Origin of the sequence: Paenibacillus sp. FSL M8-0142 (assembly GCF_038597315.1) — a bacterium.
Lineage (GTDB): Bacteria > Bacillota > Bacilli > Paenibacillales > Paenibacillaceae > Paenibacillus_AQ > Paenibacillus_AQ lactis.
In genome coordinates this window covers 1517927-1539234 of the sequence record NZ_CP152008.1, presented here as the reverse complement: position 1 = coordinate 1539234, position 21308 = coordinate 1517927, and the positions used below count along the sequence as shown (strand labels likewise).

The following is a 21308-nucleotide window of genomic DNA, read 5'->3' as shown; positions in this document are numbered from 1 at the left end:
CAGCCGTCCAAAAAATTATACAAAATTCGCGAAAAACCGTTATACTAGGTAATACCAAGCAAAAAAGTTGGCTTTAAGTTTTCTTCTATTATATTTGGGGGTGACCATCCATGTCTGCATATCATCCGCTGAGCGCAGAGGAAGCTATACAGTTAGCAAGAAGTATCCCGGGCCGGTTCCCGGAGCATGCCGAGCTGGAGTGCCGGGAAATCGGCGACGGCAATCTGAATCTGGTGTTTCACGTCACCGCCAAAAATACGGCTGATAGTATCATTATCAAGCAGGCCGTTCCTTATGCAAAGGTCGTCGGCGAATCGTGGCCGCTGTCTCTGGACCGTGCGCGAATCGAGCGATTGGCCTTAGAAACCGAGCATAAGATCTGCCCGGAACTTGTACCTGAGGTCTACGGATATTCCGATGAGCTTGCCTATACCGTGATGGAGGATCTGAGCGAATATACGATTATGCGCAGAGGGCTCATCGAAGGCCAAGCCTATCCGAAATTCGCCGAGCATATCGGGGAGTTTTTGGCGAGAACGCTCTTCTACACGTCGGATCTCGGGATGAATCAGCAGGAGAAGAAGGTGCTTGCCGGCCAGTTCGTGAATCCCGATTTATGCAAAATCACCGAGGATCTGATCTTCGAGGATCCTTACCGGAAATCGGACAACAACAATTATTCCGAGGCGATCGAGGATGAGGCGGAGGTGCTTCGTTCCGATACGGAGCTTCACTTCGAAGTCACGCTGCTTCGCCATAAGTTTTTGACGCAGGCGCAGGCGCTGCTTCACGGGGATCTTCATACAGGAAGCATCTTCGTCAAGCCGGATTCGACCAAGGTCATCGACCCGGAATTCGCCTTCTTCGGGCCTATGGGATTCGATATCGGCGCGGTCATCGGCAATCTGCTGCTCAACTATGCGTCGCAGATCGGATGGTCCTCGGATGAGCAGACACGGGCTGCCCGTGAAGCAAGACTTATTGAGATGGCGCGGGGCGTATGGACGCATTTCGAGAGCGGTTTCCGCCTGCTCTGGAATGAAGGTCTGCAAGACGAGATGTCCCGTACGGCAGGCTATCAGGATTATTACATTTCCCAGATTCTAAAGGATACCGCCGGATTTGCCGGCTGCAAAATGATACGGCGCATCGTAGGCCTGTCTCACGTGGCCGATATCGACACGATCCCGGGCGACAAGGGCAGGGAAGCGGCTCAGCGTAAAGCATTGGCAATCGGCAAGAGCCTGGTGCGGCACCACCGCTCCATTCAATCCATTGATGATATCGTAACATTGGTCGAACAAGCATCCCAAGGAAATGAGGTATCGATATGAGCGGTATGACCACCGATAATTCCACCACCCATGAACCGCTAAGCTCCGTATATTGGGGCGGAGACCACCTGGTATTGTTAGACCAGCGGCTTCTGCCCGAAGAAATCGTCTATCTGAAGCTCTATACCCCCGAGGAAGTCTGGGAAGGCATTCATTCCATGAAGGTTCGGGGCGCGCCGGCGATCGGCATCGCGGCCGCCTTCGGAACTGTGCTTGGAGGACTCCGTTATGAAGGCAGCGATGCCGGCGGATGGCTCGAGCAGGTTGTCAAGACGAGCGAATACCTGGCCACCTCCAGACCGACAGCCGTCAACCTATTCTGGGCGCTGGACCGGATGAAGCTTGCCGCGGCCAAGCTCGCTGCGGACGGCCTCGATATCAGCGGGCTGAATGCGGCATTCCTGGCAGAAGCAGAAGCCATTCGCGCGGAGGACGAGGATGTTTGCCGCCGAATCGGCGAGAACGCGCTGCCGTTCTTCAAAGACGGCATGGGCATCCTTACGCACTGCAACGCAGGCGGCTTGGCAACGGCCAAATACGGTACCGCGCTGGCGCCGATGTACCTTGCCCATGAGCAGGGCATGAAGATCAAGGTGTTCGCGGACGAGACCCGTCCCGTGCTGCAAGGCGCGCGGCTGACCGCCTTCGAGCTGCAGCAGGCCGGCATCGACGTAACCCTCTTGGCGGACAACATGGCTGCCATGGTCATGTCCAAGGGGTGGGTGCAGGCGGTTATCGTCGGAACGGACCGCGTCGCCGCGAACGGCGATGTCGCCAACAAGATCGGCACTTATGGCGTAGCCGTTCTGGCGAAGGCGCACGGCATCCCGTTCTATGTAGCCTGCCCGTTATCTACGATTGATCTGGAGACGCCTACCGGCGCCGATATTCCGATCGAGGAGCGACCGGCGGAGGAAATCACCGAGGGCTTCGGCAAGCGCACGGCTCCGCAAGGCGTAAAGGTGTATAACCCGGCCTTCGACGTAACGCCGCACGAATACGTCACCGCGATCATTACCGAGAAGGGCGTTGTACAGGCGCCATATCACGAAAATTTGAAGAAGCTGTTCGAATAGCTGCAGCTTAATCACTAACAAAACGGACACCACGATGATCGGTGTCCGTTTTTTATGTTACGATCCTGACACTCTCGATGCCCTGGGAAAGGAGAGCTTTCATTTACGAAATCACCTTGCTGCATAAAACACCATTACAACATCCGAAGAATTGCATCTTTGCCTTGCAGTCCCGGATGGATGCCCCATTTCTCCGCCTCCAGCGTCACCGATTCCAGAGGTGCCTCCAGAAGCTGTTCCAATGTTCGCACGCCTACGGCTCTCCCTGCAATGATCTTCCGGTCCGCAAGCTTATCGTTCAGCAGACCGACATCCAGCGCGCCGCACATAATATAACCGCGGGAAGTATAGACGGCCAGCAGCGTCGTCTTTGGCAGCTTAACCTCGACCCCCATGACGGTGTGTCCTTCAATGTCAATCGGCAGCAGCGTAACCAATCGGCTTAACCCCCTCTCACATCAGGTCTAGAATTATGTTTATTCTTTTATTGCCGACATGGTGCGAAAGGCCCTTTCGCTGCCTGAGACGTTCATCTCAGCGGCATTTGTGCAAATGTCCATTAAAGCGAAGATAATCATGTACGAGCGTGTGACATTAGGACTATGAAAATCTCAAAATTATGGTATATTTGATTCAGTAGAAACATATGAAAGCTGGTGAATGATAAAAGCTATGAACACAAACCCTGACATCGAGGACCACGGCTTTTTATTTAACGTTGATATTTTGGTTAAAAGCCCCTCCAACGCACTGGCTTTACAATATTTGCTTGAAATGCTGAACGGCAAATCCGAAGTCGTCGATTTCCGGATCAAATCCGGCATGGAGCTTGGTGAAATCATCAATACATTGGTCCAAGCCAAGAAAACTTCCGTCATCACGAAAGCCTCACAGAAGATGACTCCCGCTTCTCTCCCTGTCGAGAAGACCAAACCGTCCCAAGCGGCATCCCCGCCTGCAGCGCAGAACGTATCGGCCAGCAAACCTCCCGTCACGGCTTCGGCTCCCGAAACCGGAACAGATCCTTTCGAGTGGATTAAAATGTACAGCAAGGATAATCGCCTTGTTCGCCTGACGACCAATCGCCACGGCAAACAAACCAGCCTCCCGTGCCGTATTCTGAATTATGATGAGAGCAATTTCCTGGTCAACGTCTATCATGTCGACGAGAAGCAGGTATATACGTTCAAGCTCAATGAAATTGACGAGTTCAGCGTCAGCTGAACGTCTGTAATAGGGTTGCAGAAAGATAAAGAAACGGCCCCGCCCTCTCCCTTTCCTTGGGATGGACGAAGCCGTTTCTTCTTGTCTGCCATGCTCTTATGCCTTGCTTCGGGACAACGCCGCCGACAGCAGCATAATCCATCCGACGATGAACGATACGCCGCCGATCGGCGTAATGGCACCAAGCCACTTAGCACCCGAGATGCTGAGCACGTACAAGCTGCCTGAAAAAATGATCACGCCTGCAATAAACAGCGTTCCCGCCCAGTACAGCTTGCGCGACTCTCCAAGCGCACCTGCCAGAATGCCCGCGATCAGGACAGCAATCCCGTGAATCATATGATAATGAACACCCGTTTCATATACGGCAAGCTCATCTGCCGAAATCTTTCCTTCCAGCATATGCGCTCCGAAAGCTCCGATCGCCACGGACAGCGCCATCAAGACCGAGCCCCAAGCTATAAATGTCCGACGCATTGATTTCAATCCTTTCTTCTCATACGGGCGTTATCCGCCCCGCTATGCCTTAAGTTTACCGGATGATACGAAGCTTTTCCACCGGTTGGCGGCAGGATTGGACTTGATTTAAGGTACATTTTGTGAAAAATTAATAAGGATGCCTAATCAAGCTTCCCTGTGGACGGCATGTATATCGAAAGTCATTCCAAGTAAGGAGCGATTTGTATTCATGGATCAACATTCTAGCTCGTCGCCTTCCGGAGACAAGCCTGCTTCAAGCCATTCGACAACGACCTTCATCCCTCCCGAGGATCGGAAGCACTCCCGCTTCGGCATTGCTTCGTTCATCCTGTCGATCGTAACGCTGCTCGGTTATATTTTTCTGGGCGCGCTCGGCACGACAATGGTCGAGCCGTATATCACCGAGGCTGGCGTGCTGCAGCCGACCCAGGAAACCGTGGAGGCGATGACTACGCTGGCCGCAGTATTCATCATCGTCATGATCATCAATCTGGCCGGACTCATTCTCGGGATCGTTGGGTGCTTCTCCAAAATCCGCAAGCGCACCGTTGCGGTCATCGCTACGATCGTAAACGGCGTCGTCGTACTAACGATAGGAGCATTATTCCTCTTCGTATTGAACGGATAATTGCATATGCCTAACCCATCGCGAAGACATCTTGTTCGCCGAATCGGCGGGAAGATGTCTTTTTCATGGCTTGCACCGATTCGCACTCACATATCGCTCTTTCTTCCGAATATAATGAAATACTACAGCCGAATGAAGGCAGCAGTGTCAACGCCAACTTGGGAGGTGACTGTCCATGCAAAGCAAAGATGCACACTCGTTCGTCGTATCCCGCGAAGACTGGTCGCTGCACCGCAAAGGCTACCAGGATCAGGTGCGCCACCAGCATAAAATCCGCGAAGTGATCAAGCGCAACCTGCCCGACCTCATCACCGAGGAAAATATTATTATGTCCGACGGCAAGCAGATCATTAAAGTTCCGATCCGCAGTCTTGACGAATATCGGTTCATCTATAATTACCAGAAACAGAAGCATGTCGGTCAAGGAGACGGAGACAGCAAGGTCGGTGACGTTCTCGGACGCGACCCTGCCTCCGCCCAGCCCGGTAAAGGGGAATCGGCCGGCGATCAGGCGGGCTATGATATTGTGGAAACCGAGGTCAGCTTGGAGGAATTGGAGAACATGCTGTTCGAGGAGCTCGAGCTCCCGCATCTTCAGCCCAAAGACAAGGAGCAGATCGAGACGCAATCCATCGTCTTTAACGATATCCGCAAGAAAGGCATCATGTCCAACATCGACAAGAAGCGGACCATTCTTGAAAATCTGCGGCGCAACGCCAGAGACGGCAAGCCCGGCATCCATGGCATCAGCCCCGACGATCTCCGCTACAAAACATGGGATGATACGGTTGTCCCTGAATCAAATGCCGTTATTATCGCCATGATGGATACGTCAGGCAGTATGGGCTCCTTCGAGAAGTACTGCGCGCGAAGCTTCTTCTTCTGGATGACCCGCTTTCTCCGCAGGCAGTACGAAAAGGTGGAGATCGTATTTATCGCCCACCATACCGAAGCGAAGGAAGTGACCGAGGAGGAGTTCTTCACCCGTGGCGAAAGCGGGGGCACGATCTGTTCATCGGCTTACCAGAAGGCACTCGACATCATCCATAACCGGTATCCTCCTGCCAACTACAACATCTACCCTTTTCATTTCTCGGACGGCGACAACCTCACCTCCGATAACGAACGATGCGTCAAGCTGATCGGCGAGCTGCTGAAGGTAAGCAATATGTTCGGATACGGCGAGGTCAACCAATACAACCGAAGCAGTACGCTGATGTCCGCTTACAAGAACATTAAGCTGGACCAGTTTATGTATCATGTCATTAAGGATAAGGGCGAGGTGTACGAGGCGCTGAAGACTTTTTTCCGGAAGCGGGAAGGAGCTGCTGTGTAGCTGTTCGCCCCGCGAGAAAAATAACCTTTTGAAAATGGGATTCATCGCAAACGGAGGAGGTACTGCCTCCTCTTTCTTATGGGGATTGCTCTCGTCTCGCCTTGCCTCAATTCCTCTACCCATTGCCGCTAACAAGCCGAATGCGAGCCGGCACGCCGGCAAGCACAGCCGCACCGAAATCAAATGAATAATCTGTCTTCATATTGTTATCTCGCTGTAGCCTCAGGTTCATTATTTTGTCACCTTCTACTCCTCCGAAGATGATAGTATTAGCTATGACATCTTGTTGCAGGATTTTGCAGAATTCGATCCGTTATTACATAAGCTGCAGCTTCTGCTAAATGAAAGGGAAGGTTTACCATGTTCCAAATGACACATCCATATCTAGACATCCAGACGTTTGTGAATATGTCCTACATATTATCACGGCAGCTGTTGCAGGGCGGAGCAGGCCCATGCCGCTCGAAAGGGGGAGTGGGCCGTGCCCGGATCCGGTAAGTCGCACTCGCGTTATATGCCCGGTCTTGACGGGCTCCGCGCCCTGGCGCTCATCGGCGTCATGGCGTATCACTGGGGCTTTGGCTTTGCAAGCGGCGGATTCCTCGGAGTCAGCTTGTTTTTCGTGCTGTCCGGATATCTAATCACGGACATCCTTACATCGCAGTGGCATCATCACCGCCGAATCGACTTGAAGGACTTCTGGGTCCGAAGGTTTCGGCGTCTGCTGCCGGCCATCATGATCATGCTCCTCCTCATCGTTGCATGGGTAACCCTGTTTGATCGCGAGCGTCTGCCAAACCTTAGGGGCGACGTCCTCGGGGCGATCACGTACATAAGCAATTGGCAGTTTATATTCGAGCAGCAATCCTATTTCGAATCCTTCGGTCCCCCTTCGCCTCTTGGGCATTTCTGGTCGCTGGCTGTAGAGGAGCAGTTCTATCTGTTGTGGCCGCTGATCATGCTGGCCGGCCTTAAGCTGTTCCCGCGAAGAGGCCAGCTGTTCGCGTTCATCGCGGCGGGAGCCCTTCTGTCGGCCGCGGTCATGGGTGTGCTGTATCAGCCCGGAACGGATCCAAGCCGTGTCTATTACGGGACCGATACAAGAGCCTTCGGCCTGCTCATCGGAGCCGGACTCGCCATCGTTTGGCCCAGCTGGAAGCTCCCCGTTTCCGCGTCGCCTGCCGTCAGGCGTACGCTGAACCTGATCGGCATGCTGGCCCTGCTCGTTGTGCTCCTCATGATGTGGAAGGTAGACCGTTACGATCCGTTCCTGTACCGGGGCGGGATGTTTCTCTTCTCGATTGCAGCGGCCGTGCTCGTAGCCGTATTGGCCCACCCGGCAACCGGACTGTCCCGCTTGTTCAGCGGGAAGCCGCTGCTGTGGCTCGGGGTTCGGTCTTATGGAATTTATCTGTGGCACTATCCTGTGTTGATATTGTTTTCCCCATCTTCCGGCGTCAGCGGGCTCAGCATGCCCCAGATCGTCTTGCAGGTGGCGGCGAGCATCGTGCTGGCTGCCCTGTCCTGGAAATATGTCGAGCAGCCGATCCGCCGGGGCGGGTTCCGGAAGCTGAGGGAGCGCTTGAGATCGCTCCGGAAACGCCCGGCCTCCATTTCCGTGAAAGGCTGGATCGTCTCGTTCAGCTCGCTTATCCTGATCGGGATATTCTGTACCGGCATGATGAGCAGCGTCTCGGACGCGAAGACGGCCGGTGATATCGCAGCGATGCTTCATATTCCGGGACCGGACCTGGATCAGAACGGAACCGATCCAACTCGCGCCGGAGCGCCGGAAGAAACGATTACGCAGCTGCCAGCGAAAGAAACAATCACCGAACCGGACAAAACCGGAAAGGACCCTGCCGATCCTCCAGCTCCCTTGGAAGGTCCCGGCCAGACTGACGGGAAACCGACGCCGGAGCCAACGACGCCTGCCAAGTCGGCCGATCCCGGAGACGAAGCTCAGTCCCATACCAATTCCAGCTTGAAAGACCATAGGGGAGTTCAAGATCAAGGGGATGACATGCCTCCCTCTGCAGGGAAGGATGCGGCTGTGAAGGAAGGCTCTGAGACAGGCGGTAAGCAGTCGGATGCGCCGCCTTCGCCATCCGGGAATACCGCCAAGGATTCGTCCGGTTCGAAGCCGGGCGGCCAAGAAAAGCCGTCGGAAAGCGACTCCGGCAGCAGCGGCATCTCGAAGCAGCCGGCAAGTCCGAAACCGGGCACTCAGACTAAAGAGCCGATATCAGGCGCTGCCGTATCAGCGATCGGCGATTCCGTCATGCTAGGCGTCTCCCCTTATCTGGAGAAGGCGATCCCCGGCATCCATGTCGATGCGGTTATCGGCCGTCAAATGCGGCAGGCGAGGGATCTCCTGCCCGGGCTGCAGGCGAATAACCGAATCCAAGGCGGCACCGTCATCATTGGGCTCGGGACGAACGGCGCCTTTGCGCAGAAGGACCTGGACAGTCTGTTAAAGTCGCTCGAGCCCGCGCAGCGCATATTGCTCGTCAATACCCGGGTACCCCGGGAGTGGGAGCAGAACGTCAATGAGATGCTGGCAGCCGCTGCAGACCGGTATCCGAACGTGAAGCTCATCGATTGGTATTCGGCCAGCAAGGGCCATCCGGAATATTTCCGCTCGGACGGCGTTCATCTGGAGCCGGAAGGCGCAGCCGCTTATACTTCCATGCTGCTGGAAGCTCTTAAGTAACATAAGGTTTTATCTTACTTATCCTGCATATGCTATCATTCATTTACTAAGCGATTTGCCTATACGCCGGCCCTCTCTCCTATTCTATGAGACGGGCCGGCTTTTTACTTATATACGTGAGCGCGGCAAGCAATATGATATAATTCGATTACGAATTCATCATTCCAATGAAAAGGCGGTGCTAAAAATCTCTATGAACCATATCGTATCGATGAAATGGCTGCTGGCAAGGCTCTACGAGCCCGATCTCGTCATCGTGGATTGCCGTTTTGCCCTGGGTCAGCCGGATCAAGGCCGTACCGCTTATGACGAGACGCATATTCCGCGGGCCGTTTATCTTGACCTGGAGAAGGACCTCTCCTCTCCTGCAGCCCAGCATGGTGGCCGTCATCCGCTTCCGGACATGGAGCAGCTCGCCTCGGCCTTTGGCAAAGCCGGAATCCATCAGGACGCGCGTGTCGTTATCTATGATGACCAAGGCGGCATGATGGCCAGCCGGCTGTGGTGGATGCTGAAATACACGGGACATGAGCAGGCTTACGTGATGGACGAAGGCTTTACGGCCTGGAAGAAGGCTTCCTATCCGGTCACGGACGAGACGCCTGTCGTCATTCCGGTGACGTATGAGCCGTCGCTTCAGCCGGCCATGCTCGCCTCAATGGAGGATGTGCGTGCCGCTTCCAAGGACGGCTCGCACATCCTTATCGATTCCCGCGATCCGCGCCGCTATGCCGGCATTGAGGAGCCGCTGGACGTGAAGGCCGGCCATATCCCGGGCGCGGTCAACTATTTCTGGAAAGGCGTCCAGGATGCATCCGGGCATTGGAAGGATGCGCAAGCGCTCCAGGAGCATTTTTCAGGGATTTCAAAGGATGCCCAGGTCATCGTTTATTGCGGGTCCGGCGTCTCTGCATGCCCGAATGTGCTCGCTTTGAAGGAGGCCGGATATACGAACGTGAAGCTGTACGCCGGAAGCTGGAGCGATTGGATCAGCTACGAGGAGAACCCGATCTCCACGGGAGAAGAATAATAAAGGTCCGCGCCCGGACACGTTGAAGGGGCTGTGGCTGCTTGCCGAGAGGCAGGCTGCTGCAGCCCTTTCTATGTTTTTCATTGCAGCTGCAAGAATGGATATAGTTGTTTTTTATCGGTACATATCCATTATGGATTGGTAAAATAAGGTTGCCGATTTTAAGGGGGGAACGTAATGGGTCATCATTTTGATTCCTTATTCAATAAATATTACGAGGAGCATCATTTCGCAGGAGCGGTTCTTATCAAAGACGGCAGCGATACGATTTTTGAACAGGCATACGGCCTGGCTCATCGCGGCTTCCAAGTGCCGAATTCGATCCATACAAGGTTTGATACCGCATCGGTCACGAAGCTGTTTACAGCAGTGGCGATTTTGCAGCTTGTTGATCGGGGAATGATTCGGCTTGACGACCGTATAACGGACATTATTGACCTGACCGGCACCAAAATTCCTGATGATGTGACAATTGCCCATCTACTCACGCATACTTCGGGCATCGCAGACGACGCAGACGAAGAATTGGGAGAGAGCTACGAGGCGTTGTTTATCAGCAAGCCCAACTATTCAATAAGAAACTGCATTGATTTTATTCCGCAGTTTGCCTATAAGGAGCCGAAGTTCAAGGCGGGAACGGATGTCAGCTATAATAACTGTGCTTTTGTGCTGCTTGGACTTGCCATCGAAGAAGCAACCGGTCAAAACTACCGTGATTATGTGGCACAGAACATATTTCGAGCTTGTGGAATGAAGCACACGTCCTTTATCGCTAAGGATGAGGGCGATATGGCGGTGGCTGAAGGATATGCCGCTGCCTTCAACGAGGACAATGAAATGATATGGAAAAAGAATATTTACTCCTTCCCTCCAATCGGTACTGCTGACGGAGGAGCCTATACCACAGTCGGCGATCTTGATGTATTCATGCGTTCCTTGGCGGACGGGAAGCTTCTGTCCGTTGAGATGACCAGGGAAATCATGAAGCCGCAAACCGACATCGAAAGAGCGTATGAATGGGGAAAGGTCATAAACGGGTACGGATTTCATTTCACCTATGATCTTAAGGGAAATCTCGTTCGTATGTACAAAGAGGGTTCTAATGCCGGAGTAGCCGTCATGTTTGCGTACTATCCAAAAATTGAAACGACGAGCATCATTCTGGCCAATCAAACCTGTGATGTATGGGAGCTGCATGCGATGGCGGAACAGCTGATATTGGCAGCAAAATAATACACTTATGTTAAGCAGTAACCCTTAAGATAGATATCCAAAACTCTCTTTCGACAAACGATGGGAATTTTAAGGGTGTTTAGCTATTTCAGCATTTCCGACCTTAAACTCTTGTGACGGATTTCCTGCGCAACACCCATGCTTCTCACCCGTAAGCTTCGCATTTGCATGAATGTGATAAGCTGGTTTTAGATTTCCAATTTCTGAAAGGAAGTGTTGCAGATGAAATTGAATCACGTTAATCTGACCGTCACGGATGTATCCGCTGCGAAAAATTTCTTGCAAACCTACTTCGGGTTGAAGATCGGTGGAGAGCGCGGGGAAGCCTTTGCCGCGCTGTTTGACGATGACGGGCTTGTGCTGACGCTGATGAAGGGAACCGAAGCGCATTATCCGAAAACCTTCCATATTGGCTTTATCCAGGAGAATGAGGAGAAGGTGAACGAGATGTATCGGCGTTTAACGGAGGACGGCTTCGAGGCGTCGTCTCCGAAGCGGGCCCACGGCTGGACCTTCTATGTGAAAGCTCCCGGGGGCTTCACCGTGGAGGTATTGGCGTAGGTTTGCCAGCTTCCCAAGTTAAAGTAAGGAAAAAATCTAAACACCCCGTGCGCACAGCCTGTGCGTACGGGGTGTAATCTTGTGCACATTGCATTCCGTTACAGATGCGATCCGCCGCTTGCATCGATGCACTGTCCGGTGATCCAGCGGCTTTCCGAGGATGCGAGGAAAGCGGCCACATCGGCGATATCCGCCGGCTCCCCCCACCTGCCAAAGATGGAGTATTCCGCGCCGAATTGACGGGAGGCCGGATCCTGCAGCATCGCGGCATTCATCTCGGTTGCGATGAACCCCGGCTGGATGGCGTTGATCGTAACCCCCCGCGCGCCAAGCTGATTAGCCAGCGACAGCGTAAGCGTGTTAATCGCTCCCTTGGTCATGCTGTAGGCCGGAACGGCCGGCAGCGATATTCTAGTCGTTGCCGACGACAGATTAATGATGCGCCCTCCGTCCCGCAGCCGCGGCAGCGCCTGCTGGATCAGGAAAAACGGCATTTTTACGTTGACCCGCATCACCTCGTCGAAATCCTTCTCGGATGTCTCATCAATAGTCACGGCCAGGCCGATCCCGGCGTTGTTGACCAAAATGTCGAGCCCCGTCTCTCCTGTCCGCTGCCGTAATTCTTCATCCAGGGCAGCGTAGAGCGATTCGACGCTCTGGACCGTATCCAGCACAGCCCCGATCGCGAATGCCCTTCCCCCGCTTCGCTCGATTTCGTGCACAACCTCCTCGGCAGCTTCCCGGTTCTTGCCGTAATGAACGGCTGTTAAGGCCCCTTCTTGAGCCAAGCGTTTCGCTATCGCCCCTCCGATCCCCCGGCTGGCTCCCGTGACGAGTGCTGCTTTTCCATTTAACTTACTCATGTATATCATCCCTTCCCTCTGATTTCACTTTCAGTTGTACCATAGGGGCCGTTTTGAAATGTTGCGCTCCTATTCTGTCCGTTCAGAGAGGACACGGATCGAAAATGATTTACAAGTCATGTCATGTTCCTATATAATAAAAAGTATCAAAAGAGCTGCGCAACTTACGTTTGCATAAGGCGATTAAAGGATGATTTTTCCTTTAATCGCTTTTTTTGTGAGTTTAGATTCAGTGGAGGTATTCGTATGAAAAAAAGACTTTTCGACATGCTTATGCTGCTGGTAGGGGCTTTCCTGTTCGCTCTTGCCGTCAACCTGTTTATTATTCCGAACGATTTCGGGGAAGGCGGCGTAACGGGGATTTCGATTATTTTATATTACCTGCTTAAATGGTCCCCCGCGCTCGTCAGCATCGTCATTAACGGCATTTTGCTGATTATCGGCTATAAGCTGCTTGATAAGAAAACGACCGTCTACACCATCATTGCTGTCGGCTTCAATTCCCTGTTCCTGCATCTGACCGAGCATTGGGAAATTTCGTCGAGCGAGCCGGTCATTAATGCGATATTCGCCGGGCTCCTTGCCGGGGTCGGCATCGGGCTCATCATCAGGGTAGGCGGAACGACGGCGGGTACGGCCATACTCGCACGGCTCGCCAACAAATATTGGGACTGGAATATCAGCTACGCCCTTCTGTTCTTCGACCTGATTGTAGCGGGACTCTCCATCTTCGTCATCGGAATTGAGAAGGTCATGTTCACGGTAGTTATTCTCTATATCGGTACCAAGGCTATGGAGTTCATTATCGAAGGCCTGAATCCGAAAAAAGCCGTCACGATCATCTCCACCCACCACGACCGCATTGCGGTACGGGTGACGGAGGTTATGGACCGGGGAGTAACGGTTTTGCGAGGATATGGCTATTATACCGGTCAGCCGAAGGATGTATTGTACATCGTGATCAGCAAGCAGGAGGTATCGATGCTGAAGAAGATCGTTCGCGCAGAGGACAAAAACGCATTTGTTACAATCCATGACGTTCGCGACGTATTCGGCGAAGGCTTCATAGATATATCCAAGTAGTTAAATTATTAATTTTACACTAAAATCAAACAAAGATCGAGAAAAATCTTGCGAGGGGGTTTTTTTCGATCTTTTTTTTCATATCCGTTTTGAAGTTGAAAACATGCGGACGGGAGCGGAGAAAACAGCCGTGCAGATGCTTGAAACATCTGATGTTTCAAGTTCGTCCAAAGCAGGAAAACCCCTGATTTTTCGGCACTTTCGCGGCCTTAAACTCACATAAAATGTTACCTGCATAGAAATATTTAATAGGTCCATAAAAAACATTTTATTGGAAAATGACGCCGAAATTCTATAAAATTCTCATCAACCTAACATACAGTTGTGACAATGATTTATCGATTTAGTGCAAATTATTTGGACAATGGTCCTACCCTGTTGCTGCCGGACGTTCACGACAACCTACTTTAACGATTTGAAGGAGTGCATCATAAAAGTGACTACGAATATTTCTGTTTCTTCACCTCTTGCTGCTGCCCAAGCGTATGTTGAGTCCATTTATTCCCAAGTCGTATCCCGAGACCCGCATGAGACCGAGTTCCATCAAGCCGTTCGGGAATTCGTAGATTCCATCGTGCCGGTCCTGGCTGAACACCCGAAGTATCAAGAGCATGGAATCCTCGAGCGTCTTGTCGAGCCGGAGCGAATGATTACCTTCCGTGTCCCATGGACGGACGATCAGGGTAAAATCCAAGTGAACCGCGGCTTCCGCGTTCAATTCAACAGCGTCCTCGGTCCATACAAAGGCGGAATCCGGTTCCATCCTTCGGTCTATGCCGGCATCGTGAAATTCCTCGGCTTTGAGCAAATCTTCAAAAACTCCCTGACCGGCCTGCCGATCGGTGGAGGCAAGGGTGGTTCCGACTTTGATCCGAAAGGCAAATCGGACCAGGAAGTCATGCGCTTCACCCAAAGCTTTATGACAGAGCTGTACCGCCATATCGGACCTGATGCCGACGTGCCTGCAGGCGATATCGGGGTAGGCGCTCGCGAGATCGGCTACATGTTCGGTCAATACAAGCGCATTCGCGGTGGACATGAATCCGGCGTTCTGACCGGGAAGGGCGTCATCTACGGAGGCAGCTTGGTCCGGACCGAGGCGACAGGTTACGGCTGCGTTTATTTCACGCAAGAGATGCTTGCTTCCAAAGGGCTTGATTTCAAAGACAGCCGCGTGATCGTATCCGGCTCCGGTAACGTCTCTATCTATGCGATCGAGAAGGCCCAGCAGCTCGGCGCCCGCGTCGTAGCCTGCAGTGATTCGGACGGATATATTTATGATCCTGAGGGCATTCAGCTGGAAACCGTTAAGCTCCTCAAGGAGAGAGACCGCCTCCGGATCAGCGAATACGTTCGCATCCATCCGCATGCGGAGTATCACCCAGGATGCTTCGGCATTTGGACGGTTCCTTGTGACATCGCACTCCCATGCGCTACGCAAAACGAGCTGGATGCCGAATCTGCCAAGACGCTGATCAACAATGGCGTCAAGGCGGTTGCCGAAGGGGCTAACATGCCTTCAACGCTTGATGCAATCGAGCTGTTCCTCGAGGCAGGTGTCCTGTTTGGACCGGCGAAAGCCGCAAATGCCGGCGGCGTGGCCGTATCCGCGCTGGAAATGAGCCAGAACAGCATGCGCATGGCCTGGACCTTTGATGAAGTCGATGCAAAGCTGCATCAAATCATGAAGAACATTTATAACAATGCCGTAGATGCGGCAGAGCAATACGGAGTACCCGGCAATTTGGTGGCCGGCGCGAACATTGCAGGCTTCCTGAAGGTGGCCGATTCCATGATCGCCCAAGGCATCGTCTAAAGAGGGTATACGCCAATAACAGGGCCGTCCCGCCAGCAGGAATTCTCTGCTGCGGGACGGCCTTTTCATGTTTTTCAAACCCTACATGTAAAAAAAGAAGCCCCCCCGCAAGATGAACGTTCTTACGGGAAGGCCTTCTCTTACGGCTTATAGAAGCTCGCGACGGAGCTCTTCGGCCGATTTAGGGGACAAGTATCCGAGCGGAATATCAAACACCGTTTTGGCGCCTTTCTGCCCTTCCCCGCTCAAGCGGAAGGCTGCTCTCGCATAAGCTACAAGCACGCTGGCGGTAAACTCCGGATTGCTGTCCAGCTTCAGACCGAATTCGATGATCTGTCTGCTGCCGTTGCCGGTAACGCCGCTGCGGATGACAAAGCCGCCATGCGGCATGCCCGAATGCTCGGCGTCCAGCTCTTCTTGCGTGATGAAGGTAACCGTCGTGTCGTAGTCCGCGAAATAGTTCGGCATCGAAACGATGGTCTGGCGGATTTGCTCCTGGTCGGCCCCTTCCTCTGCAACGACGTAGCAGGCTCTGATATGCTTCTCGCGGGTCGTCAGCTCAGGCGTCGAGCCGGAACGGATATCATCGATAACCTCTTGTACCGGAATGGTGTACTGTACGCCTGCCTTTACGCCTGGTACACGACGGATCGCATCAGAGTGACCTTGGCTCACGCCCTTGCCCCAGAATGTGTAATCATGGCCTTCCGGCAGAATCGACTCGGCAAGCAAGCGATTCATGGAGAACAGCCCCGGATCCCAGCCTGTCGAGATGACGCTGACATGGCCGCCAGCCTGTGCTGCCTCGTTTACCTGCTCGAAAAACTCAGGGATTTTGGCATGGGTGTCGAAGCTGTCTACCGTATTGAACAGACGAGCGATCTGTGGAGTCTGCTCAGGCAGATCCGTTGCGGATCCTCCGCACAGGATCATAACGTCAATTTTGCCGATATACTGTTCCGCTGCCGAGATATGCTCGAAGCGCACACCGGATACCTCCGGCATCTGCTGCGGGTCTCTGCGCGTAAAGATTGCGACCAGCTCCAGATCGGGGTTTTGTCCGATTGCCTTCTGGACGCCTTTGCCTAAGTTGCCATAACCTACGATTCCGACTTTGATATTCGAGTTCAAGCGTGATCCTCCCTTTGCCAATCCTATTATTCGTTGGCTTGATGTGTTAGTCTACTGCTTTAAAGTATAAAGACATTACATAGGAATGTTAAACTTTTTTTGCTCGCAGGCCCATGGTGTTTACCAATAATGTTCACGATTTATTCACAAAAAAACCGCCGTCCTGCTTAAACCAAAAAGAAACCTATGATTTTTAGTATAGCGCCTTTGGCATTACGCAATCAATTTTGGTGCCTGGCATCCTGAACTTAACGGCGCAATCCTCGTGTTAACGGCAGGCTCCTCCCTGCTTTCATTCCCTTAAAAAGGAATATCGCCGGCTTTACGCGAATGTAATAGAGGATCATCTAAGAAAAGGAGAATTTTTTAACATGAAAAAAATGACGGCAATCACCCTGACAACGGCGCTGGCGGCCTCACTCACCGTCGCTTCGCTCATTCCGGCTGCGGCTTCTGCCGATGCTTCAGCGGCGAAAGAGCGGATACAAATGTCCGAGCGCACCTCCTACTACGGCGAAGTTTCAAACGGGCAGCCTAACGGTCGTGGAACGATAAAATGGGGAACGGAGAAGCAATATTCCGGCGATTTTGTGAATGGCAAACGCTCCGGAAGCGGGAAGTACATTAATCAATACATCGAGGACGGCGAGCAGCATAAAGTCGTTTACACGGGAAGCTGGTCCGGTGATCAGATGAATGGAAAAGGCGTCCTTACGCATAAGGTGACCCAAGCAGACGGGACCGTAAGATGGCACCAGATTCAAAAGGGGATCTTTAAGGATGGGGTGTTTACAAACGGATATGATGTCATTCAAGCCGTTGCTGACCCTGACTTCAGCTTCACCTATACGAATGGCAAGGAAACGCTGGAGATCATGGGAACGAATAAGGGCCTGCATCAAGCCTGGAAGAAAGGCAACCTGTTCGACGTCAAGTACAAGAATGGTTCCGTCAACAAGAGCTACACGATCTTCCCGCTGGGCACGGAAGCGGAGCAGCGGAAGAACGACGCTGACCGCAAATATTTGCAGAGCATCTATAAGAAGATCGCTCCGCACTTGGGACAGTTTGAAGCATTGTCCAAGCAGGTCCCGTTGAAATAGGCGTTCAACGATATCGATCGCATCGAGGCTTGCCGATATGGTGCAGCATCTGCTAGGCAGCCGGAGACGACACTCCGTTATATTGGATCATGAAAGGAAGATGGGTCAGATGGATTGGGTCCGGCGCATGAATGATGCGATCGGTTATATGGAAGAGCATATCACCGAAGAGATCAATTTCGCGGAAGCCGCACGAATCGCCTGCTGCTCGGTGTATCATTTTCAGCGGATGTTCCCGTATATTGCGGAGGTTACGCTATCGGAATACATACGAAGGCGAAGACTTACGCTGGCGGCGTATGAGCTTCAGAACAGCGACATCAAGATCGTTGATCTCGCGCTGAAGTACGGCTACGACTCGCCGGAGGCATTTGCGCGAGCATTCCAGAACATGCACGGAACCACTCCCTCCGCAGCCCGGCTTGCCGGAACGAAGCTGAAGGACTATCCCCGCATCTTCTTTCAAGTTTCCATGAAAGGAGCGGCAGAAATGAATTACAGGATTGAAGAAATACCGGCGTTTTCGATTATCGGCTATTCCAAAGAGGTAAGCACTCAGAATGCGTATGATGTCGTCCCCCGATTGTGGCAGGAAGCGGCGGAGGAGGATGTCTTCCACAAGCTGTGGCCATTTAAAAGGCATGATCATCCGATCCGCGGATTCCTCGGCGTCTGTGCCGACGGCGATTACGGACGGCAGGATACGTTCTGCTATATTTTATCGGTTGTGTCCGAGCAAACGCCGCCGGAGCCTCTTATTCAGCGTTCGTTTCCCGATTCCGCATGGGCCGTATTTGAAATGGGGGGCGACCCTGGCCAAATCGCGGAGATGTGGAAACGCCTGTATTCCGAATGGATTCCGTCCCAAGCCTATGAGCTTGCCCCGCTGCCGGCCATCGAGTGCTATCTCCCGCCAGATGAGGACAAGAACGAGTTATGGGTCCCGATCATCCGTAAGCAGTAATCCTTAAGCTTGCAGCCCGCAGCACGGCACGCATAATTGCGGCCATCCGTTTGCCGAAGGAAGGCCGCAAGTGAGGAGCATATCACGAAAGGAGCAGCCCGCTTGCGGCTGCTCCTTTCGTTTTTGCTGCACCAAGATGCTCAGCACACCGGGATCAGGATGAACGGCAGAGGTGATTACGTCTCGACCGGAATCATGATGACAAATTCGGGATGATCGTCGTACGGGTCCTGGCTCATCGGATATTTCTCGAAATGGGTTAAATGGTCCGGACTATATTCCTTATATCCTTGTTCCTTAATCCAATTGTAAATATTCGTATACGATGCCTCGATGGCCTGCTCCTTGCTGTGCTGGCAAGCCGCATAGGTCAGGGTCGGAACCGACACGTTCACCATGCCGTCAGGAACCTTGCCCAACTTCTCCACTTCAACCGCCGCATAATGGATAAAGCCTTCTCCACCAGGAAACGCATGGTACGATAAACCGAGCATCGTGTCCTTATGTATGGCATGCGGAATTTCCTCAAGCCGTTCCTGCAGCTGCCGATGAACGGCGCGAATCCCTCCTGCGGCCGCATCCGCAAACGTTCCTTCCCATTTCAGGCCGACCGCCTGAAATGCCTCCTTCGTCGTCAACGCAGCCTCATTTCGTTGCTGAGCGCTCATCCTATATCCTCCTTTCATTTTTACAAATTCATTATATACTGAAACTATGACAGAATTTGTCACAGTACGAAATAAAAAGGAGCATCGATTCCATGCCGAAAACCGAACGCATGCTCAAGGTCATGCAGCGCGTCTATGAGAAGCGGAGCTTCACCGTCGGCGAAATAGCCGAGGAGTTTTCGGTCTCCTACCGTACCATGCTCCGCTACCTCCATGAGCTGTCCGAGCTGGGCGTCCCGCTGTACGCAACGGAGGGCAAGCACGGCGGCTATTCCATCCTGACTTCCCGCCAGCGGCGGGAGCTGGCAGAGCATGACACGGAAGCTGTCAAGCGGGTGGTCAAGCCTGGAATCCTGATCGTCGGTTTGGAGATGAAAGCACCCTTTACCGCCTTCTATATGACACATACCCTCAAACCCAAGCTGTGGCAGGAGCTCGTCAGCCGCCTGCATGAAATCCCGTACCGCCGGTCCACGCCCCGGCCTTCCTATGTCGCCGCGGTTATGAATCGGCAGCAAATCTATCATTACGTCGCCGGTATCGAAGTGACGGCGCTGGGGAGTCTTCCCGAAGGGATGGTGAGTCTGGCGATACCGGCTCAGGAATACGCGATGTATACGCATGAAGGCCGCTCGGACAGGGAGGATATCGACCAATCTTATGCGTATGTCCTGCAGCGGATGAAGCAGCTCGACATGAATCCGGATCCCGGATGCTATGCCTTGGAACGTCGGGACGACGCCGATGCTTCGGTCATCCGGATGTTTATCCCGATAAAAAGATAGCAGGCAGTTCCCCTTCCGGGGAGCCTGCCTGCCTGTTCATGGACGAACCTAGATCGCTTTGGGATTCTCCACGATCGGATTCACGTCCGCATCGTAATCGACGCCGTCGGTCTCAAATCCGAACAACTGGAAAAACTCGCGGCGGTACCCCGCCAAATCCGTCAGCTCTTCAATGTTATCGCTGTCGACCTTGCTCCACAGCTCAGCAACCTCCTGCTGGACGTCCTCGCGAAGCTCCCAGTCGTCAATGCGAATCCGGCCTTTCTCGTCGACCGGAACATCCTTCCCAGCGTACAAACGGTCAGTGAAGAGACGATAAATCTGCTCGATGCAGCCTTCATGCAGCCCCTTCTCCTTCATCACCTTGTACAAAGCGGAAACATACAACGGCACGATCGGAATCGCCGAGCTTGACTGCGTAACCAGCGCTTTGCTGACCGTCACGTAAGCGCGGCCTCCGCGACCCGCGAGCGCCTCGTTTAGCTTCAGTGCGGTATCCTCCAGATGATCCTTCGCTTGACCGATGGACCCGTCCCGGTAGATCGCCTTCGTAATCTCGGAGCCAATATAGGAGAACGCAATCGTGGTGGCATTGTCCGCCAGCACGCCTCCTTCCGACAGCGCCTGGATCCACAGCTCCCAGTCTTCGCCGCCCATGACCTCGACGGTATTTCGAACTTCCTCTTCGGTAGCCGGCTCAATCGTTACTTCGGTAACTTCTCCCGTATGGAAATTGACCGTTTTATTCGTGTAGGATTGGCCGATCGGCTTCAGGACGGAGCTGACCGTCTCTCCGGTCCGCGGCAGCGTCCGGCGCGCGGAGGCCACGCTGTAAACGACCAGATCTACCTCTCCAAGCTCCTTCTTGATCAGCTCGACCGTCTTCGCCTTGGTCTCCTCCGTGAATGCATCGCCGGTTACGCTGAAGGACTTCAGTCCCGCCGCCTCCGCTGCCTGCTCAAAAGCAGCCGAGTTGTACCAGCCTGCCGAAGCGGTGCGCTTCTCGGTTCCCTGGCTCGGACGATATACTCCTACCGTGTTTGCCCGTGCACCAAACGCAGCGGCGATTCTCGCCGACAATCCGTATCCGGTGGATGCCCCGATCACAAGTACATTACGGGGACCTTGTATGCCAGGCTGTTTCAGCACGTAATCGATCTGCTCCTGAACCTGCGCAGCGCAGCCGACAGGGTGCGACGTCGTGCAAATAAATCCGCGTGTTCTAGGTTTAATAATCATGATTTAGTTCCTCTCTTTACACTCATTATCGTTTCAAATGA

Annotated in this window: 20 protein-coding genes; 14 read left to right on the top strand and 6 right to left on the bottom strand. The window is 53.1% G+C overall.

Annotation, left to right across the window (positions count from 1 at the left end; genetic code table 11):
• Positions 1-110 precede the first annotated feature (110 nt).
• Positions 111-1334 (top strand): S-methyl-5-thioribose kinase, encoded by a 1224-nt coding sequence (gene mtnK / locus NSQ46_RS07360; protein WP_028403846.1) that lies wholly within the window; start codon positions 111-113, stop codon positions 1332-1334.
• Entirely contained in the window at positions 1331-2410 is a 1080-nt protein-coding gene (mtnA, locus tag NSQ46_RS07355; RefSeq protein WP_028403845.1) for an S-methyl-5-thioribose-1-phosphate isomerase, read from the top strand. The genes mtnK and mtnA overlap by 4 nt, the downstream gene beginning before the upstream one ends.
• A 134-nt stretch (positions 2411-2544) precedes the next feature.
• Here the strand turns inward: mtnA and NSQ46_RS07350 are convergent, their stop codons facing one another.
• Positions 2545-2847 (bottom strand): DUF1805 domain-containing protein, encoded by a 303-nt coding sequence (locus NSQ46_RS07350; RefSeq protein WP_028403844.1) that lies wholly within the window; start codon positions 2845-2847, stop codon positions 2545-2547.
• 235 nt (positions 2848-3082) lie between these two features.
• Between NSQ46_RS07350 and NSQ46_RS07345 the strand changes: the two genes are divergently transcribed.
• Complete coding sequence (locus NSQ46_RS07345) at positions 3083-3634, top strand: hypothetical protein (RefSeq protein ID WP_028403843.1); 552 nt, start codon at positions 3083-3085, stop codon at positions 3632-3634.
• A gap of 96 nt (positions 3635-3730) precedes the next feature.
• Here the strand turns inward: NSQ46_RS07345 and NSQ46_RS07340 are convergent, their stop codons facing one another.
• Positions 3731-4111, bottom strand: a complete 381-nt coding sequence (locus tag NSQ46_RS07340) for a DUF423 domain-containing protein (protein WP_028403842.1) — start codon at positions 4109-4111, stop codon at positions 3731-3733.
• Positions 4112-4322: 211 nt separating this feature from the next.
• Between NSQ46_RS07340 and NSQ46_RS07335 the strand changes: the two genes are divergently transcribed.
• From NSQ46_RS07335 to NSQ46_RS07310, 6 genes are all read left to right on the top strand, one after another.
• Positions 4323-4742, top strand: coding sequence for a hypothetical protein (locus NSQ46_RS07335; protein WP_028403841.1), 420 nt, complete (start codon positions 4323-4325; stop codon positions 4740-4742).
• 175 nt (positions 4743-4917) lie between these two features.
• Positions 4918-6078 carry a sporulation protein YhbH gene (yhbH, locus tag NSQ46_RS07330; protein ID WP_028403840.1) on the top strand — a complete coding sequence of 387 codons (1161 nt, stop codon included), beginning with the start codon at positions 4918-4920 and terminating at the stop codon, positions 6076-6078.
• 481 nt (positions 6079-6559) lie between these two features.
• Positions 6560-8791: an acyltransferase family protein gene (locus NSQ46_RS07325; RefSeq protein WP_341342315.1), complete on the top strand. Its 2232-nt coding sequence runs from the start codon at positions 6560-6562 to the stop codon at positions 8789-8791.
• 193 nt (positions 8792-8984) lie between these two features.
• Complete coding sequence (locus NSQ46_RS07320) at positions 8985-9821, top strand: sulfurtransferase (protein WP_144877830.1); 837 nt, start codon at positions 8985-8987, stop codon at positions 9819-9821.
• A 177-nt stretch (positions 9822-9998) separates the two neighbouring features.
• Positions 9999-11054 (top strand): serine hydrolase domain-containing protein, encoded by a 1056-nt coding sequence (locus tag NSQ46_RS07315; RefSeq protein WP_007127350.1) that lies wholly within the window; start codon positions 9999-10001, stop codon positions 11052-11054.
• Positions 11055-11276: 222 nt separating this feature from the next.
• The gene (locus tag NSQ46_RS07310; protein WP_007127349.1) at positions 11277-11615 is read left to right on the top strand and encodes a VOC family protein; all 339 of its coding nucleotides are present in this window, start codon (positions 11277-11279) and stop codon (positions 11613-11615) included.
• 98 nt (positions 11616-11713) lie between these two features.
• Here the strand turns inward: NSQ46_RS07310 and NSQ46_RS07305 are convergent, their stop codons facing one another.
• Positions 11714-12478 (bottom strand): SDR family oxidoreductase, encoded by a 765-nt coding sequence (locus NSQ46_RS07305; protein WP_342576587.1) that lies wholly within the window; start codon positions 12476-12478, stop codon positions 11714-11716.
• Between the two features lie 246 nt (positions 12479-12724).
• Here NSQ46_RS07305 and NSQ46_RS07300 point away from each other — a divergent pair, with 246 nt between their 5' ends.
• Together NSQ46_RS07300 and gdhA are read left to right on the top strand one after the other, a co-directional pair.
• Entirely contained in the window at positions 12725-13561 is an 837-nt protein-coding gene (locus NSQ46_RS07300) for a YitT family protein (protein ID WP_028403835.1), read from the top strand.
• Positions 13562-13997: 436 nt separating this feature from the next.
• Positions 13998-15377, top strand: a complete 1380-nt coding sequence (gene gdhA, locus NSQ46_RS07295) for an NADP-specific glutamate dehydrogenase (RefSeq protein WP_251535441.1) — start codon at positions 13998-14000, stop codon at positions 15375-15377.
• A gap of 147 nt (positions 15378-15524) precedes the next feature.
• Here the strand turns inward: gdhA and NSQ46_RS07290 are convergent, their stop codons facing one another.
• Positions 15525-16508: a diaminopimelate dehydrogenase gene (locus NSQ46_RS07290; protein ID WP_007127345.1), complete on the bottom strand. Its 984-nt coding sequence runs from the start codon at positions 16506-16508 to the stop codon at positions 15525-15527.
• A gap of 371 nt (positions 16509-16879) precedes the next feature.
• Here NSQ46_RS07290 and NSQ46_RS07285 point away from each other — a divergent pair, with 371 nt between their 5' ends.
• On the top strand, positions 16880-17611 hold the full coding sequence (locus NSQ46_RS07285; RefSeq protein WP_210094389.1) for a hypothetical protein: 732 nt from the start codon (positions 16880-16882) through the stop codon (positions 17609-17611).
• A gap of 109 nt (positions 17612-17720) precedes the next feature.
• Positions 17721-18575: an AraC family transcriptional regulator gene (locus NSQ46_RS07280; protein WP_210094390.1), complete on the top strand. Its 855-nt coding sequence runs from the start codon at positions 17721-17723 to the stop codon at positions 18573-18575.
• 176 nt (positions 18576-18751) lie between these two features.
• Here the strand turns inward: NSQ46_RS07280 and NSQ46_RS07275 are convergent, their stop codons facing one another.
• Complete coding sequence (locus tag NSQ46_RS07275) at positions 18752-19243, bottom strand: effector binding domain-containing protein (protein ID WP_210094391.1); 492 nt, start codon at positions 19241-19243, stop codon at positions 18752-18754.
• A gap of 92 nt (positions 19244-19335) precedes the next feature.
• Between NSQ46_RS07275 and NSQ46_RS07270 the strand changes: the two genes are divergently transcribed.
• Positions 19336-20028 carry an effector binding domain-containing protein gene (locus tag NSQ46_RS07270; protein ID WP_210094392.1) on the top strand — a complete coding sequence of 231 codons (693 nt, stop codon included), beginning with the start codon at positions 19336-19338 and terminating at the stop codon, positions 20026-20028.
• 48 nt (positions 20029-20076) lie between these two features.
• On the opposite strand, the gene fabV is transcribed toward NSQ46_RS07270, so the two are convergent.
• Positions 20077-21267 carry an enoyl-ACP reductase FabV gene (fabV, locus tag NSQ46_RS07265; protein ID WP_007127340.1) on the bottom strand — a complete coding sequence of 397 codons (1191 nt, stop codon included), beginning with the start codon at positions 21265-21267 and terminating at the stop codon, positions 20077-20079.
• Between the last annotated feature and the right edge of the window lie 41 nt (positions 21268-21308).

Coding starts and splice junctions, on each gene's coding strand:
- mtnA (WP_028403845.1), top strand. CDS start 1,331: ATGAGCGGTATGACCACCGATAATTCCACCACCCATGAACCGCTAAGC.
- mtnK (WP_028403846.1), top strand. CDS start 111: ATGTCTGCATATCATCCGCTGAGCGCAGAGGAAGCTATACAGTTAGCA.
- NSQ46_RS07280 (WP_210094390.1), top strand. CDS start 17,721: ATGGATTGGGTCCGGCGCATGAATGATGCGATCGGTTATATGGAAGAG.
- NSQ46_RS07270 (WP_210094392.1), top strand. CDS start 19,336: ATGCCGAAAACCGAACGCATGCTCAAGGTCATGCAGCGCGTCTATGAG.
- NSQ46_RS07320 (WP_144877830.1), top strand. CDS start 8,985: ATGAACCATATCGTATCGATGAAATGGCTGCTGGCAAGGCTCTACGAG.
- NSQ46_RS07345 (WP_028403843.1), top strand. CDS start 3,083: ATGAACACAAACCCTGACATCGAGGACCACGGCTTTTTATTTAACGTT.
- NSQ46_RS07315 (WP_007127350.1), top strand. CDS start 9,999: ATGGGTCATCATTTTGATTCCTTATTCAATAAATATTACGAGGAGCAT.
- fabV (WP_007127340.1), bottom strand. CDS start 21,267: ATGATTATTAAACCTAGAACACGCGGATTTATTTGCACGACGTCGCAC.
- NSQ46_RS07310 (WP_007127349.1), top strand. CDS start 11,277: ATGAAATTGAATCACGTTAATCTGACCGTCACGGATGTATCCGCTGCG.
- NSQ46_RS07335 (WP_028403841.1), top strand. CDS start 4,323: ATGGATCAACATTCTAGCTCGTCGCCTTCCGGAGACAAGCCTGCTTCA.
- NSQ46_RS07275 (WP_210094391.1), bottom strand. CDS start 19,243: ATGAGCGCTCAGCAACGAAATGAGGCTGCGTTGACGACGAAGGAGGCA.
- NSQ46_RS07300 (WP_028403835.1), top strand. CDS start 12,725: ATGAAAAAAAGACTTTTCGACATGCTTATGCTGCTGGTAGGGGCTTTC.
- NSQ46_RS07285 (WP_210094389.1), top strand. CDS start 16,880: ATGAAAAAAATGACGGCAATCACCCTGACAACGGCGCTGGCGGCCTCA.
- yhbH (WP_028403840.1), top strand. CDS start 4,918: ATGCAAAGCAAAGATGCACACTCGTTCGTCGTATCCCGCGAAGACTGG.
- NSQ46_RS07305 (WP_342576587.1), bottom strand. CDS start 12,478: ATGAGTAAGTTAAATGGAAAAGCAGCACTCGTCACGGGAGCCAGCCGG.
- NSQ46_RS07340 (WP_028403842.1), bottom strand. CDS start 4,111: ATGCGTCGGACATTTATAGCTTGGGGCTCGGTCTTGATGGCGCTGTCC.